Source organism: Hymenobacter sp. (assembly GCF_035709525.1).
In the GTDB taxonomy this organism is placed as follows: Bacteria; Bacteroidota; Bacteroidia; order Cytophagales; family Hymenobacteraceae; genus Hymenobacter.
Genome location: NZ_DASTEP010000233.1, coordinates 1 through 16,007, shown reverse-complemented (window position 1 = coordinate 16,007; position 16,007 = coordinate 1). Strand labels below are relative to the sequence as shown.

The following is a 16,007-nucleotide window of genomic DNA, read 5'->3' as shown; positions in this document are numbered from 1 at the left end:
CAGCATGACACACGATTTCTTTTTCAACTGAATACCCAACCAATGACCCCCGACCTTCTCCAGCTTTCACAATCCGTAGCCGACCTCTGCCGCCAGGCGGGCGCGTTCATCCGTGAGCAAGTAAGCCAGTTCGACCAGTCAAAAATCATCACCAAAGGCCTGCATGACCTCGTTTCTTACGTCGATAAGGAGTCGGAAAAAATGCTGGTCGAAGGCCTGCAAAAGCTGTTCCCCGAAGCGGGTTTCGTGACCGAAGAAGGCACCGTGGCCAACGACGACGACAGCGTGGAATACCGCTGGATAATCGACCCGCTCGACGGCACTACCAACTTCATCCACGGCTTGCCGTGCTTTGCGGTGAGCGTGGCGCTGGCGCGCGGCGTGGTGCCCGTGCTGGGCGTAGTCTACGAGGTGAGCCGCGACGAGTGCTTCCGCGGGGCCGAGGGTCAGGGCGCGTTCCTGAACGACAAGCCCATCCGCGTGAGCGCTGCCGCCAGCACCGAGGATACGCTGATTGCCACGGGCTTGCCGTTCTATAAGTTCGACCACATGGACGCCTACATGGCCATCCTCACCGAGTATGCGCAACACTCGCGTGGCATCCGGCGCTGGGGCTCGGCGGCTACCGACCTGGCCTACGTAGCCTGCGGGCGCTTCGACAGCTACTTCGAGTTCAACATCAACGCCTACGACGTGGCGGCGGGCATCCTGCTGGTGCGCGAGGCGGGCGGCCGCGTCACGCAGTGGCTCAAGGACGGCGACCCGGTTTTCAGCCGCGAAACGCTGGCTACCAACGGCCTGGTGCACGACCAGATGCAGGCCGTGATGAAGCGGCATTGGCGGGAAGGCTTTCGGTCGTAGTTTGGGGCGCACTTAATGCGCGCTTCATGAAAAGTCTGCTACCCCTAGGGCTGGCCGCGCTGCTGGCCAGCCCTGCCTTCGCTCAAACCAGTAAGCTCGTGGGTACTATTACCGGGCTAGGTAATAAGCCGCTGCTGTATCGCTACATGCGGCAAGGCGAGCACTTGGCCGATACCGTGCAAGTAGCGGCGGGCGGGCAGTTTACGCATCTGGCCACCGCTGGCGACGATGGCATGGGCTCGCTCTACGTGGCGGGGGCTTCGCGCTATATTTTATTCTGGGTGGAGCCGGGCACGATGCGGGTGCAGGGCGACGCCGCGCGGCCCGGCAAAATCCGGGTGACGGGCACGCCCGAAAACGACTTGCTCTACGAGTATAACCGCACCGTAGACTGGCGGTACGATGCCACACCCGCCAAAAGCAGCGCGGCCTACAATTCGGTGCGCCAGCTGAATGGCCAAGCCGCCCGGCAGTTTATCAAGGCGCACCCGGCGGCCCGCACCAGCGCCTACGAACTCTACTGGCAGCTGCTGACGCAGCCAAAGTACCCAGTGGCGCAATACGCGGCACTGGCGCAGCAGCTCACGCCCGCCGTGCGCCAAAGCCCACCGGGCCAGCTGATGGCCAAGCGGCTGCTCATCCTGCTAAACCAGCCCACCGTGGGTCGCCCGGTACCCGATTTTACGGTGGCCGACACGGCGGGCGTCCGGCATTCGCTGGCTACTTACCGGGGCAAATACGTGCTACTCGATTTTTGGGGCCATTGGTGCGGGCCTTGCATCAGTTCGATGCCCAAGCTGCGGGCGCTGCACCAGCAGTACGCGGCTAAGGTGGCCATTATTGGCCTGGCAATGGAAGACGCCCGCGACGCGGCAAAGTGGAAAAAAGCCATTCGCCAGCATCAGGTACCAGGCTTGCAGCTCTCGGAGTTGCAACAGGATACTGGGCCGGTTATTTCGGGCTATAATGTTACTGCATTTCCAACTTACATGCTACTCGACCCTGCCGGTGCCTTAGTGCTGCGTACCAACGACATGGACGATATTGCTAAAAAACTAGTGGCCCTAGGGCCCTTGTAGCGCCGCCGAGCGATAGGAGCGACCAACTGCCAAACTTTCCTGTTGCGCCCGTAGTTCTCCCCATATCATGGACGTTCAATTGCTCATTATCATCGCCCTCTGCGCCGCTGCGGCCTTTTACCTGGGCCGGCGCGTGTGGCTGACCTTCGCCGCCAAGAGCCAGGCGGGCTGCGCCAAAGGCTGCGGCGGGGCCTGCGGCGCGGCGCTCGATGTGGATGCCTTGCAGCGCACGATTGAGGCGCGGGCGGCGGGCCGGTAGCCCAGCTTTTACAAAACTTAACCCCGACCATAACCCACTTCCGCCCCGGCCCCGTATAGCCGGGGCGGCCTGCTTTTGGCCCTTTCCCAACACACCTAGAAAACACCACCGCCATGCAGGACAAAGAAGAAATGACGTCGATGACCACGGTCGAGAAAAAGCTGAAAAGCCAGGGCTACACCCACGATTTCAACGTGCAGGACGGCCGCCTCACCACGATGGACAACGACAGCGCCCGCTCCTTCGACCCCGAGGAAACGACTATTGTGGACTACTTCCGCTTTGAGGGCGAAAGCAACCCCGATGACATGGCCATTCTCTACGCCATCGAAACGGCCGACGGCACCAAGGGCACCATCTCGTCGGCTTATGGCACCTATGCCAATGAGGATGTTGACCAGTTTATTCTGAAAGTAGAATCGCTGGGTAAAAACCTGGTAAAAGGCACCAAATAGACCGCAGATTCGAACGGATTTGTCGGATTAAACGGATACGCCCGCTGCGCGGGCTGACTACTCGAACGCAGGGTAGCCTTCGGCTAACCATAATATGAGTCGGCAAAGCCGCTCCTGCGTTCGAGTAGTCAGCCCGTGCAGCGGGCGTATCCGTTTAATCCGACAAATCCGTTCGAATCTGCGGTCAGGTTTAGCCCCACACTTTGGTGCCCTCGGTGCAGTTGCGGCACATTTCGATTTGGTCGCGGCCTTTGAGCAGGGCTTGGCGGAATCCCTGGTATTTCTGGCCGTGCCATAAAGTGCTGAAGCTCTCGTGCTGGCTGTCGCCCAGCCGATATTCGGCGTCTTTGTCGAAGCAGCAGGGCACTACCTTGCCATCCCAGGTGACCACGCAGGAGTGCCACATTTTCCAGCAGCCGTTGACCAGCTTGTTTTTGAGGCTGAAGGTGCCATTGCCGTTGTTCTGGTAGCGCGAGTAGTAGTCGATGGTGGGGATGAGCGGCGAACCCTGCTGGTAATCGTAAATCTGGGCGGTTTTAAACCATACGTCGTCTACGCCGAGGGCGTCGGCCAAGGCTTTGGCATCTTCTATCTGGTGCTCGTTGGGGCGCACTACCAAAAACTGGAAGATGATGCGCGGCGTGCTGCTCTTCAGCTCCTTGCGCCACTTCACCACGTTGCGGGTACCGGCCAGCACTTTCTCCAGCTTGCCGCCCACGCGGTACTGCTGGTACACCTCCTGCGTAGTGCCGTCGAGCGAGATGATGAGGCGGTCCAAGCCGCTTTCTACCGTGCGGCGGGCGTTGTCGTCGGTGAGAAAATGGGCGTTGGTACTGGTGGCCGTGTAGAGGCCTTTTTGGCTGGCGTATTTTACCAAATCCAGGAACTCGGGGTGCAAATACGGCTCGCCCTGAAAGTAAAAAATCAGATACCACAGTCGGCTCGCTACTTCGTCCATCGTGCGGCGGAACAGCTCGGCTGGCAGCATGCCCGTGGGCCGCGTGAAGGAGCGCAGGCCGCTCGGGCACTCGGGGCAGCGCAGGTTGCAGCTGGTAGTAGGCTCAAACGACATGGCCACCGGCAGCCCCCAGGCGCGGGCGCGCCCCGTGAGGCGGCTCACGATGTAGCTGGCCACCACTTGCAGGCCATTGGCCACGCGGCGGGGCGTGGCCTTGCCCATAAAGGAGCGGGCATCGCGGAAAGAGGAAAGGCGCATCACGGTCGTAAAGGTCGGTAAGCCCGGGCGAGCGCCGAATGTTTTGGGCTGTACCACAACCCTAAAAAAAAGCCTCGGCAGCGCCACCAACTGCCGCCGGTAGCGCTGCCGAGGCAGCTGGCTCTGAAAAAGACTACTTCCCGCCCGTCGAAAGCTGGGTAATGGCCGCCGTGTAGGTGCTGGCCTTGCCAAACGACTGATTAATCTCATCTACCGCTGCGCGGCTGCTCAGGCGCTTGGGCTTGGGATTGAGAATAGTACCGTCTTCACCGATGAGCAAGTAGGTCGGTACTTCCTGCAAGCCATAAGCCCGCGCCGTGGCCGACTGGTAGCCGCCCACCAGGCGCATGTGCACGCCGGGCAGCTTTTTCACCTTCACGAGCTGGCTCCAGGGCAGCTCCACATCGTCGAGGGCCACGTTTACGAATACGATGTTCTTGCCCTCAAACCGCTTGGCCAAATCCTGGGCGTAGGCCAAGTCGCGCAAGCACAGGCCATTGGTTGTTTTCCAGAAGTTCAGGTACACCAGCTTGCCCTGAAAGCTGTGCAGGCTGGCCGTGTCGCCGTTGGAAGTCACGAGGCGGAAATCTGGGGCGGGCGCGCCGATGGCCAGCGCACGGTGGCTGCTAAAATCGTTTTCAAGCGTAGCCAGAAAGCGCTGCTTGGTATCGAGGGCGCGGTAGTCGGCCAGCATGGCCTCCGACTGCCGGATGTGCCCAAACCGGAACGACTCTTGCAAAATGCGCCCCAGCGTGATGAGCTTGGCCATGCCGCTGAAACGCTTGCTGGCCAGCGCGTAGCAAAACGGGTAAAAGTCGGGGTCGGAGCGCAGATGCTTCTGCTGCGCGGCGGTGTGGTGAATGTAATTGAGCAAAAACTCCTGAAACTGCTCGTTTTGCGCGGCCGTGGGGTCGGTATACAGCAGCGGGTCGCGCAGAAAGTCGTAGTAGGTCGGCGTCATTGCGAGCCGGCTCTCGGTGTTCACTACCTGCTCGCGCAGGTCCTGGAAGGTCAGGCGGTCATTGAGGTTGGAATACGTAACCTCTGCCTTGGCATAATTATAAAAATCAATGGTAAAAGACTGCTTGGCGGCGCGGTCTTCCAGGAAGTTTTTTTCGTGCTTGAGGCGGTACTCAATAAAGGAAATAAACGGCGCTTCGTAGAGCTGAATATTGTCGGGCAGCACCTGGAAACCGTCGTTCGACACGAACTGCGCGTCAAATTCCGACAGGTAGTTGTTGGCGTTGGCCATTTGCTGGCGGTGGCGCTGCTCGTCGGTGAGGTTGCCGCCGTTGCGTAGCTTGGTGCCAAAGCCAGTGGGTACGTCATTGGCCTTGAACTTCACCGTGCTCGACATATCGTTGCCCTTAAAGCGCACATCCATGTCGGTGCCAGGGTCGAGGTAGAGGTCCGCTACATCGTCGCCATACACCAAATCGGCTCTGGTAGAAGCCGTTACTGGCACGCTGAGCCGGAAGTCGCCTTTCTCGTCAATGCGCGCATACGTGATGCGCTCCTTGGCGTCGAAGGGGCTGTCCTTAATCGTAACGGCCACGGTATCCTGCTGCGGATTGCTGATGTGGCCGGTCAGGATAGCAACGCCAGCTGCTTGCGGCGCCTGGGCCGCCGCCGGTACCGCGCTGGTCAGCAGCAGCCCGGTTGCCCACGTAAGGATAGAAGTAAACTTAATAGTCATAGCGCACCTAATAAATCGAGGTAGTACCCGTTAGACCACCCGGAAAAATAACGTAGTTAGCAAATCGAATTCGCGGGAAAAGTCAATTCCCGATTCGAAGATAGCAGACGCGGCGCACTAAACTGCAATTGCTACGAATAATACTAGTGCGGCCCGCGCGAAAAAATGCGCGGGCCGCCGAGCTTATCAGCCAAACAAACCTTGCAAAACTTCGTCCAGGCGCGATACGGGCTGCACGCGCAAGTTGCTGCGGTCCTGGTTTGCCAGGTTATTTCCATTGAATTGTGATACGTACATCTCCTTAAAGCCCAATTTTTCGGCTTCCGAGAGGCGTTGGTCGAGGCGCGGCACGGCGCGCATCTCGCCGCTGAGGCCAACCTCGGCGGCCAGGCAAATATTTCCCGGAATCGGCAAATCATTCAGCGAAGAAACTACGGCCGCGCACACGGCCGCGTCGAGCGCGGGGTCGTCGAGGCGCAGGCCGCCCGCGATGTTGAGGAACACGTCGTGCTGGCCCAGGCGCAGGCCGGCGCGCTTTTCCAGCACGGCCAGCAGCATTTGCAGGCGCTTGGCGTCGAAGCCGGTGCTGCTGCGCTGCGGAGTGCCGTAGGTGGCGGGCGTCACGAGGGCCTGCACCTCCACCAGCAGCGGGCGGTTGCCCTCCAGCGTGGCCCCGATGGCCATACCGCTGAGGCTTTCGGTGCGCTGCGAAAGGAGGATTTCCGAGGGGTTGCTGACCTGCCGCAGGCCGCTGCCCTGCATCTCATAAATACCTAGCTCAGAGGTCGAGCCAAAACGGTTTTTGATGGTGCGCAGAATGCGGTAGCTCAGGTGCCGGTCGCCCTCAAATTGCAGCACCGTGTCTACCATGTGCTCCAAAATCTTGGGGCCCGCGATGCTGCCGTCCTTCGTGATGTGGCCGATGAGCAGCACCGGTGTGCCGGTTTCCTTGGCAAATTTCAGCAGCTCGGCGGTGCACTCGCGCACCTGGCTCACCGAGCCCGCGCCGCTTTCCACCAGCGTCGAGTGCATCGTCTGGATGGAGTCGATGACCACCACGTTGGGCTGCACCTGGTCTATCTGCCGAAAAATATTCTGAGTGCCGGTTTCGGTGAGGATGTAGCAGCCGGGGTGCTGGCCGTCGGCCAGGCGCTCGGCGCGCATCTTTATCTGGGCTTCGCTTTCCTCACCGCTCACGTACAGTACCTTGAGCTTCTTGAGCGCCAGCGCGATTTGCAGCATCAGCGTGCTTTTGCCAATGCCTGGCTCGCCGCCGATGAGCACCAGCGAGCCCGGCACCAGGCCGCCGCCCAGCACGCGGTTCAACTCGCCGTCGGGCGTGAGGATGCGCGGCTCTTCTTCGTGCCGGATGTCGGCCAAGGGGCGCGACTTGGCGGCTTTTTGCAGGTTGCCGCCCGGCACGGTGCTGGCGGGCTTCCAGGTGCCGGCGGCCGGGGCCGCCTCTTTCTGCACTACTTCTTCTACGTAGGTGTTCCACTCGCCGCACGAGGGACAGCGCCCTATCCACTTTGCCGACTGCGCGCCGCAGTTCTGACAGAAAAAAACCGTTCTTGCCTTCGCCATTTTGCTAAAATATTTCGCAAGAATAAGGCGGAAAACGGCGAAAAAGTTGCCGTAACACCAAGCTCCAGCTTGGTGAATCGTTGAGCGCGCACCGACGATTCACCAAGCTGGAGCTTGGCTTTACTTTTTGTACGCCACGCGGTAAATCACGCCGTTGTCGTCGTCGCCCATTAGCAGCGAGCCATCGGGGGCCTGCACCAGCCCGCAGGGGCGGCCAAACTCCGATTTGTCGCCATCGACCAGGAAGCCGGTGATGAAATCCTCGAACTTCTCGGGCTGACCCTGAGCGTTGAAATGCACGCGCACCAGCTTGTAGCCGCTGGGCTGGGCACGGTTCCAGGAGCCATGCATGGTCACGAAGGCGTCGTTCTGATACTCTTTCGGAAACTGCTTGCCAGCGTTAAACACCAGCCCGAGCGGGGCCGAGTGGGCCTTATATAAGAGGAGCGGGCGCTGATTCTTAGCGTCGAAGGCCTCGTAGCTTTCGCCGCTCTTGGGCTTGTTGGCGGGGTAGTGCTTGCCATCGGCGATGATGGACGGCCAGCCGTAGCCCGCGCCGGGCTTTATCTGGTTCAGCTCTTCCTGCTGGTCCTCATCGCCGAGCCAGTCGATGCCGTGGTCCATGCCAAAGAGCTGCTTGGTAGCCGGGTGCCAGTCGAAGCCAATGGTATTGCGCAGGCCGTGGGCTACCACCTGGCGGCCCGAGCCATCGGTATTAAGTTGCAGAATAGTAGCATTTTCGGGGTTGTCCTCGTCGCAGGCGTTGCAGGTGCTGCCCACCGAGAGGTAGAGCTTGCCATCGGGCCCAAAGCGCAGCGTGCGGTTGGCGTGCTGGCCGGCGTCGGGCAGGTCGTGGTAGAGCTCTTTCAGCTCGCCCAGGCTGCCATCGGGCTGCACGTCGGCCACGTATACTTCGCGGATAGCGCTGATATAAAGTTTATTGCCTTGCAAGGCCAGGCCGTGCAGGTGGGGCTTTTGGGCCACCTGGCGCACTACCTCGGCTTTCCCGTCGCGGTTGGCGTCGCGCAGCAGCGTGATGGTGCCTTTCACGCGGTTGCTCACGTAGAGGTCGCCGTTGGGCATCACGGCCAGCATCCGGGGCATGTCGAGGCCTTCGGCAAACTTGCTGATGGTGAAGCCGGCCGGCACCTTCAGGGCGGCTACGCGGGCGTCGGTAGCGGGCAGCTTGTTGGGCAGGTAGATGTTGCCCGTCATCTTGAAGGGCGTGGCGGGCGGCGGCACGTTTTGGGCAGCGGCCGAGCAGGCCACGAGCAGCGCGGCGGGCAGGAGGCGGAAACCAGAAGTCATAAGAACAGGGCGTATAAACTGCGCTGTTCAACTGCATTCAGCGGCCGGGGGTTGCGCGGCGCGTCAGGGCTGAGCTTCTACTAGCAGCGGCAGCGTGGCGCGGTAGCGGGCGGCCTTGCCGAAGGCCTTGTTCAGGTCGTCTACGGCGGCGCGGCTGCTGGGCCGCTTGGGCCGCGGGTCCAGGATGGTGCCGTCTTCGGCAATGAGCACGTAGGCCGGCACGGCCTGCACCGCGTAGGCCCGGGCGGCGGCCGACTGCAAGCCCCCGGCGGCCCACAGCTGCGCGCCGGCCAGCTGGCGCTGCGCCACCACGCGCTGCCAGGCCGCTGCTGAATCGTCGAGGTTGATGCTCACAAACACAATGTCTTGGCCCGCAAACTGTTGCACCAGGTCTTGCTGATACACCAGGTCGTAGAGGCAGGGGCCGCTGGTCGATTTCCAGAAGCTTAAATACACCAGCTTGCCGCGCAAGTCACTCAGGTTTAGGGTGTCGTGGGTGGTGGTGGGTAGGCGCAGCCCGGGGGCAGTCTCTCCGATGTCGGGCGTGTGCGGCCGGGTAAGCTCGGTAGCCAGCGCCGGCCAGAAGCGGCTTTGCGTATCGAGCGTGCGGTAGTGCGCCAGCAGCGCCTCCGACTGCCGCACGTGCCCAAACCGAAACGACTCCTGCAAGATGCGCCCCAGCGCCAGCAGCCGGGCCGGGCCCCGCAGGTAGCGGCTGGCCAGCCGGTAGCAGTAGGGGTAAAAACCGGGGTCGGTGCGCGCGTGGTGCCGGGCGGCGCTGAAGTAAATAAAATTGAGCGTAAAGTATTGAAAGCTTTCGCTGTGCGCCGTGTGCGGGCCCTTCAGCAGCAGCGAGTCGCTGAGAAAACCGTAGTAGCCGGGCGCCAGCTTGAGGCGCGGCTCGGTGCGAATCACCTGCTCGCGCAAGTCCTGAAACGTGAGCCGGTCGTTGGCGTCGGCGTAGGTTATTTCGGCCTGGGCGTAGTCGTAGAAAGCCGGCGCCAGCGCCTCGGCCGCCGCGTGGTCTTTCAAAAACCGGCGCTGCTCCTTCAGGCGATAATCCAGAAACGAAACAAACTCCCGCTCGCCCAGCGCGATGTTTTCCGGCAGCACCTGAAAGCCCTCGTTCAGAATAAATTGCAGGTTAAACTCGGCCAGGTAGGTGTTCGCATTCGCCAGCTGCTGGTAGCGGCGCTGCCCGGCCGTGAGGCGGCTGCTGGCCTTGGCCGTGTTCTTGCGCGGCAGGCCCTCGGCCCCAAACCGTAGCGAGCGGGCCATGTCGCGGCCCCGAAAGCGCACGTCGAGCGTCGCGCCGGGCTCCAGGTACAGGTCGGCCACATCGTCGCCATACACGAGGTCGGCCAGGGTAGCCCCCGCTACCGGCACCGCCAGCCGAAATGCGCCCTCCGCGCTAAGACGGGTGTAAATAATACGCTCCTGGGTATCAAGAAAATTATCGCGCACCGACACCGCGATGGTGTCCTGCGTCGGGTTGCGGACGTAGCCCGTGACGATGGCTACCGCCGGGGCCGCGGGCACCTGAGCTCGGGCCGCCAGCCCCAGCAGACAATACAAGGCCAGCAATAAGGCGTGCTTTGGTAGTGATTTCAAGTCCATAAGCCACGCTAGCCAAGCCAGCCGCCGCGCTGGCCCAGGGGTGGCCGCGCCGCTGCTGCGTTTTCTCAAAGAGGATAAATAGCCTCAGATACTGTGCAAATATACAAAATGTTTAATTATTTAGTAAAATTGTACTACGCATACTCATTTAGCTAAAAAAAGAGACACTTTGCGAGCGTCTCTTTTCAATTGGTACAGGGCGACTGCGAGCCACGGTGCCAGCAGGACTGCCGCTAGCAGGTCGATTTTTGGGCAGTGAGGTTGAGGCCGACGAAAACCAGGCCGTAGGGCAGCCGCTAGTGCGCCAGTAGGGCCCGAAACTCCTGCATAGGCACCGCCCAAACCGCGCTAGTCAGCTACTACCGTGCGGCGAATGCCGAGCTTTTTCATGCGGGCTTCCAGCGTTTTGGGGTTGATGTCGAGCAGCGCGGCCGCGCCCTGCGTGCCACTCACGCGCCCGCCCGTGCGGCGCAGGGCCAGTAAAATGTGGTCGCGCTCCTGCTCGCGCAGCGTTTTGAGGGGCGCGTGGTCGTCGGTGGGTGGGGTAGGGGCTTCGGGCGCGGGCGCAGTAGCCACTGGCGCGGCCGGCAGCGCCCGCAGCACCGGGGCCGCCATAAAGCCCCCAAACTCCAGCCACTGGCCCTGGCTCACGATGATGGCCTGCTCGAGCACGTGCTCCAGCTCGCGGATGTTGCCAGGCCAGGGGTAGGCTTGCAGAGCGGCCAGGTCGGCGGGCCGCACGGCGCGCACCGGCCGCGCCAGGCGCTTGCTGAGGCTGCCCAGGTAGTGCTGCACCAGCGGCGCAATGTCCTGCGGGCGCTCGCGCAGGGGTGCCAGCTGAATCGGAAACACGTTGAGGCGGTAGTAGAGGTCGGCCCGGAAGCGGCCGGCGCGCACCTCGTCTTCGAGCACGCGGTTGGTGGCGGCCAGCACGCGGGCATCGGTGTGCAGCACGCGGTTGCCGCCCAGGCGCTCAAACTCCTTTTCTTGCAGCACGCGCAGCAGCTTGGCTTGCAGGTCGAGGGGCAGCTCGCCCACCTCATCCAGGAAAATAGTGCCACCGTCGGCCAGCTCAAACTTGCCGATGCGCCGCTCCACGGCCCCCGTAAAAGCGCCTTTTTCGTGCCCAAATAACTCGCTTTCAATCAACTGGGCCGGCAGGGCCGCGCAGTTGATTTTGACCAGCGCCCGCGCCTGCCGGGGCGAGGCGTGGTGCAGTGCGCGCGCCACTACCTCCTTGCCGGTGCCAGTTTCGCCCGTGATGAGCACCGTGGCATCGGTGCCGGCCACCTGCCCGATGCGCTGGCGCACCTGCCGCAAGGCCGGGCTGCTGCCGATGAGGCCGTCGGCGGCCGGCCGGTCGGTGTTGATTTCGTCCATCAGGTAGGTGCGCTCCTGCTCGACCTGGGCTTTCAGCTCCTCTATTTGCTCGAAGGCAAACAGGTTTTCGAGAGCCAGCGTGATTTGGGGCACCAGGCTTTGCACCGTGGCCAGGCTGCTGGCCGTGAAGCCGTTGGCGCTGGGCGAGGCCAGCAGTAGCACGGCCGCGCCCTCGGCCCGCTGCCAGATGGGCACCACCAGCATGGCCCGCACGTGGTGCTCGTCGTAGGCGTAGCGCATGGCCGGGTAGCGCACGGCGAGCTGCCGAAAATCGTCGCCCGCGTAGAGACCGGCGGCTTGCAGCAGGCCGCCGACCTGCTGGTACATGGCGGTTATCTCCTGCTGTTGCGCCGGCTGGTGGCGCTGCGGGTCGAGGGCCAGCAGCGCGCCGCTGGGGTCGTCGGGGCGGGCAAACTCGGCGAAGCCCTCAAACGCGGGGCGCTCGCCGGGCCGCTGCACCCGGATGCCAAAGTAGTCGAAGGGCACCACCTGGGTTAGCTCCTCGGCAATGGCCCGAAAGAGTGGCTCGCGCTGCTTGATGCTGAGTAGAGCGTTGGTGACGTTGAGCTGCAAGGTGCGCTGCTGCTCGCGGCGGGCTACTTCTTCAAAATCAAGGGTATTGCGCACGGCCACGGCCACCAGTGAGGTTATTTTTTCGAGTAGCTGCTCGTCGGCTGCCGAGTAGGCCGGGGGCCGCGCCGTGGCCAGAATGAGGTAGCCCGTGAGGTGGCCATTAAGCCACATGGGTACCATCGTCATGTGCTGAATGCCTTGGCGCAGCAGCCGCTGGAAGGGCTCAAAATCGGCGTATTGGCGCACGTAGTCTTGCAGCTCGATGTGCTGAATGCGTGGGTCTTGCAACAGCAGCTCGACCGGCGAGCCGGCAATGGGCGTGAAGCTGACCAAGTCGGCTGGCACCGGCACGGGCTGGCTAGGCGTAGTATAGCTCTTGAAAAACAGCCGCTTATTCAGTAGTTCCTCGTCGAAGATGCTGATACCCATCATATCGAAGGGAAAAATCAGCCGCAGCTTGCGGGCGATAATCTGAAACAGCTCCTCTTTATCGCGAATCGTGGCGATGGCTTCGTTGAGATGCAACAGTAGCAGGTCGTCGGTTTTGGAAGTAGACATGGGCGCGCAAGCAGGATAATTCCTGTTATTTAAGGAAACCCTAGTGATTGCACATTGTTTCTGCTACCTTTCAAATAAGCTGGAATAAAAATAAGCGGCTGACTCATAGCGCTCTGCTTTAAGTAAACCCGTCGATAACCTATTGGCACAACTTTCGGTAAGGGGAGGGCAACACTACTACGCCACTTGGCTTATGTTCTCACGATATAAATTAGCTGGTTTCGCGGGGCTCTCGCTGGCGGGGGCGCTGCTGGCGCAGCCCGCCCTGGCCCAAAACCAGCCCGGCATTCCGGCCGCCGCCCAGCCCATCGGGCTGGCCAGCGACTCGCTGACGCTCGGCGGCACGGTGCAGGCCGTGCTCGACGCCAACCCCGGCATTACCAACCTCACCGAACTGGCCAACGCGGCCAGCAGCCGCCTGAGCCAGACCCAGGCCGGCTTCCTGCCCTACGTAACGGGCACGGCTACTTACACGCGCATCGACCCGGTAGTGAAGCTGCCGTTCAACGGCGAAACGCTGCAATTTGCGCCCAACAACAACTTCGACGCGCACATTACGGCGCAGTACGAATTGCTCGATTTTGGTAAGCGCGAGGCGAGTACCAACCTCTCGCGCTCGCAGGTGCAAACCGCGCAGGACAACATCGTGGTGGCCCGCCGCGACCTAGCCTTTAGCGCCGCGCAGGTGTACTACAACATCCTGTTTATGCGCGAAAGCATTCGGGTGCAAGACCAGCAGATAGCCTCGCTGGTGGCGCACCGCAACGAGATGCAGAAACGGGTGGAAGCCGGCGTGAGCACCAAGTTTGACGTAACGACGACCGACGTGCGCATTACGCAGGCTCAAAACACCCGGCTCGACCTGCAAAACCAGCTGCGCAATCAGCAGGTACAGTTGGCCCGCCTGCTGCACAAGCCTGCGCAGGCAGACATTCCGGTGAAAGGCCGCCTCGACTACAACCCGCAGCCCGTGAACCTGGAAAGCGAGCTGGCCAAGGCCGCCGAAAACCGCCCCGAGGTGAAGCTCTCGAAGGATGCCGAGAAAACCGCCGAGCTGCAAGCCCAGCTCATTGCCAAAAGCAACTTGCCCAGCTTGGGCGTGGGCGCGCAGGTAGGCGGCAAAAACGGCTACATCCTGCCCGACATCAACCGCGTGCGCTTCAACACGGTAGGCGTGGCCCAGTTGAGCGTGCCCATCTACGACGGCAATAAGAACAAAAAGCAGCGCGTGGAAGCTGCCGCCAACTACCGCGCCGCCCAGGCCAAAACCCAGGACACGCAGGAGCAAATCCGCGCCGACGTGCGCCAGGCCGCCAACAACCTCGAATTCAGCCAGGCGCGCTACGACAATGCGCAGCAGCAGATAGCCCAGGCCAGTGACGCCCTCAACCGCGCCCAGGGCCGCTACCGCTACGGCGTGGGCCAGAACCTCGACGTGCTCGACGCCGAAACCCAGCTCGCCCAGGCCCGCCTGGCCCGCGCCCAGGCCATGTACAACTACACGCTGGGCCAGTACCAGCTGCGCCGCGCCACCGGCGAGCAGATTTGGCAATAATTTTTTGGCTGTTAGCTAGTAGCTGCTAGCTGTTGGCTCCTCACAAGGCCACGGCCAGCATAATCTAAAAAGCTAAAAGCCAGCAGCTATAAGCTAACAGCTACTAATAATGACCCTCACCACCATTCTCTGCCCGCTCGATTTTTCGGCTGCCTCGGCGGCGCTGGTGGCGTATGCCGCCGCGCTGGCGGTGGGCACCGGGGCCGAGCTGCGGCTGCTCTACGTGCAGGAGCCCGCCGTGCCCGCCACGGCGGGCGTCGAGGCCGAGCTGAGCGCCCACCGCGCCGCCGCGCAGGCGGCCGGGGCCAGCCGCGTGAGCACCTCCACGTTGCGCGGCGAGGCCGCCCCGGCCATCGTGGCCGAGGCGCGCCGCCAGCACGCCGACCTCATCGTCATCGGGGCGCACGGCCAAACGGGCCTCAGCCGCTTTTTGATGGGCAATACCGCCGAGGTAGTGGTGCGTACCGCGCCCTGCCCCACGATGCTGGTGCGCGAATAGATTTTATATTAAGCTGTTAGCTTCTCAGCTTTATTTTTTACGTTTTTCCTTACCATTCCCTAAAAGGCTAATAGCTAGCAGCTAAAAGCTAACAGCTCATACAGACAATGGCTACTCAATCAACTCTCCAAGACGCTCCTCCCACCGCCGTGGCCGAGCCGCTCGAACCCGAAAAGAAGCGCAATCCGCTGGTGCTGATTATTCTGGCCGTGGTGCTGCTAGCCGGCGCTTACTATGGCTGGACGCGCTACCAGTTTTCTAAGGCCCACGAAAGCACCGACGACGCCCAGGTAGAAGGCGACGTGTACCCCGTGCTGCCCCGCGTGAGCGGTCCGGTCGTGAAGGTGTATGTCGATGACAACCAGGTAGTGAAGAAGGGCGACACGCTCGTAACTATCGACAAGGCCGACTACGTGCAGCGCGTGAACGCCGCCCAGGCCGCCCTGCTCGCCGCCCAGGCCCAGGTAACGGCCGCCCGCGCCGGCGTGGGCACCGCCCAGGCGGGCGTAGGCACCGCCCAGGCCAACGTGCGGACCGCCCAAACGACCATCGGCGTGAGCGCCGCCAACCGTGCCCGCTTGCAGCAAGACCTGGCCCGCAGCACCAAGCTGCGCAACCAGGACATCATTCCGCAAAGCGAGTACGACGCCGTATCGGCCAACCTGAAAGCCACCAGCGCCCAGCAAAGCACCGCCCAGGACCAGGTGAGCGTGGCCCGCAACCAGGTAACGGCCGCGCAGCAGCAGGTAGCCCAGGCCCAGCAGCAAGTAGCCGTGGCCCAGGCCGTGGTGAAGCAGCGCCAAACCGACCTCGACAACGCCAAGCTCCAGCTTAGCTACACCACGCTCGTGGCCCCCGCCAATGGCATCGTAAGCCGCAAGAGCGTGCAGCCCGGCCAGGTGGTGCAGCCCGGCCAGCAGCTCATCGGCCTGGTGAGCAGCGGCAAAACCTGGGTGGTAGCCAACTTCAAGGAAACCCAGCTCGAAAACATGAAAGTAGGCCAGCCCGTGAAGCTGGAGGTAGACGCCTACCCCAACGAGGACTTTGAGGGCCACATCGAGTCGCTCTCGGCCGCTACCGGCGCCCGCTTCGCCCTGCTACCCCCCGACAACTCGACCGGCAACTTTGTGAAAGTAACCCAACGCGTGCCCGTCAAAATCGTGCTCAACAAAGAAGACCCCGAGCACCCGCTGCGCACCGGCATGAGCGTGAACGCGATTGTGAAAGTGAAGTAGCCCTGGGCTACAAGCGTAAAAAAAGGCCGTCATGCTGAGCGCAGCGCAGCGGAGTCGAAGCATCTCTATCGGTGAACTAACTCTATCCGCTAGCCATGAAGCGGTAGAGATGCTTCGACTTCGCTGCGCTCC

Annotated in this window: 13 protein-coding genes; 7 read left to right on the top strand and 6 right to left on the bottom strand. The window is 61.9% G+C overall.

What is annotated here, in order from left to right; genetic code table 11:
• The first annotated feature begins 42 nt into the window (after positions 1-42).
• The 4 genes from VFO93_RS20385 (at position 43) to VFO93_RS20370 (ending at position 2,654) form a co-directional block, all read left to right on the top strand.
• Complete coding sequence (locus tag VFO93_RS20385) at positions 43-861, top strand: inositol monophosphatase family protein (RefSeq protein WP_325136241.1); 819 nt, start codon at positions 43-45, stop codon at positions 859-861.
• Positions 862-887: 26 nt separating this feature from the next.
• Positions 888-1,940, top strand: a complete 1,053-nt coding sequence (locus tag VFO93_RS20380; RefSeq protein ID WP_325136240.1) for a TlpA disulfide reductase family protein — start codon at positions 888-890, stop codon at positions 1,938-1,940.
• A 67-nt stretch (positions 1,941-2,007) separates the two neighbouring features.
• Complete coding sequence (locus tag VFO93_RS20375; protein WP_325136239.1) at positions 2,008-2,199, top strand: FeoB-associated Cys-rich membrane protein; 192 nt, start codon at positions 2,008-2,010, stop codon at positions 2,197-2,199.
• Between the two features lie 113 nt (positions 2,200-2,312).
• The gene (locus VFO93_RS20370) at positions 2,313-2,654 is read left to right on the top strand and encodes a hypothetical protein (RefSeq protein ID WP_325136238.1); all 342 of its coding nucleotides are present in this window, start codon (positions 2,313-2,315) and stop codon (positions 2,652-2,654) included.
• Between the two features lie 190 nt (positions 2,655-2,844).
• Here the strand turns inward: VFO93_RS20370 and VFO93_RS20365 are convergent, their stop codons facing one another.
• The 6 genes from VFO93_RS20365 to VFO93_RS20340 form a co-directional block, all read right to left on the bottom strand.
• Positions 2,845-3,870, bottom strand: a complete 1,026-nt coding sequence (locus VFO93_RS20365) for an SPASM domain-containing protein (RefSeq protein WP_325136236.1) — start codon at positions 3,868-3,870, stop codon at positions 2,845-2,847.
• A 133-nt stretch (positions 3,871-4,003) separates the two neighbouring features.
• Positions 4,004-5,566 carry a TlpA disulfide reductase family protein gene (locus VFO93_RS20360; protein ID WP_325136235.1) on the bottom strand — a complete coding sequence of 521 codons (1,563 nt, stop codon included), beginning with the start codon at positions 5,564-5,566 and terminating at the stop codon, positions 4,004-4,006.
• 186 nt (positions 5,567-5,752) lie between these two features.
• Positions 5,753-7,150 carry a DNA repair protein RadA gene (radA, locus tag VFO93_RS20355; protein ID WP_325136234.1) on the bottom strand — a complete coding sequence of 466 codons (1,398 nt, stop codon included), beginning with the start codon at positions 7,148-7,150 and terminating at the stop codon, positions 5,753-5,755.
• A 120-nt stretch (positions 7,151-7,270) separates the two neighbouring features.
• Positions 7,271-8,458 carry a PQQ-dependent sugar dehydrogenase gene (locus VFO93_RS20350; RefSeq protein ID WP_325136233.1) on the bottom strand — a complete coding sequence of 396 codons (1,188 nt, stop codon included), beginning with the start codon at positions 8,456-8,458 and terminating at the stop codon, positions 7,271-7,273.
• A 63-nt stretch (positions 8,459-8,521) separates the two neighbouring features.
• On the bottom strand, positions 8,522-10,069 hold the full coding sequence (locus VFO93_RS20345) for a TlpA disulfide reductase family protein (protein WP_325136232.1): 1,548 nt from the start codon (positions 10,067-10,069) through the stop codon (positions 8,522-8,524).
• Between the two features lie 354 nt (positions 10,070-10,423).
• Entirely contained in the window at positions 10,424-12,586 is a 2,163-nt protein-coding gene (locus VFO93_RS20340; RefSeq protein ID WP_325136231.1) for a sigma 54-interacting transcriptional regulator, read from the bottom strand.
• 193 nt (positions 12,587-12,779) lie between these two features.
• Here VFO93_RS20340 and VFO93_RS20335 point away from each other — a divergent pair, with 193 nt between their 5' ends.
• The 3 genes from VFO93_RS20335 (at position 12,780) to VFO93_RS20325 (ending at position 15,875) form a co-directional block, all read left to right on the top strand.
• Positions 12,780-14,141 carry a TolC family protein gene (locus VFO93_RS20335; protein ID WP_325136230.1) on the top strand — a complete coding sequence of 454 codons (1,362 nt, stop codon included), beginning with the start codon at positions 12,780-12,782 and terminating at the stop codon, positions 14,139-14,141.
• Between the two features lie 109 nt (positions 14,142-14,250).
• On the top strand, positions 14,251-14,640 hold the full coding sequence (locus VFO93_RS20330; RefSeq protein WP_325136229.1) for a universal stress protein: 390 nt from the start codon (positions 14,251-14,253) through the stop codon (positions 14,638-14,640).
• 107 nt (positions 14,641-14,747) lie between these two features.
• Complete coding sequence (locus VFO93_RS20325; protein ID WP_325136228.1) at positions 14,748-15,875, top strand: HlyD family secretion protein; 1,128 nt, start codon at positions 14,748-14,750, stop codon at positions 15,873-15,875.
• The last annotated feature ends 132 nt before the right edge of the window (positions 15,876-16,007 follow it).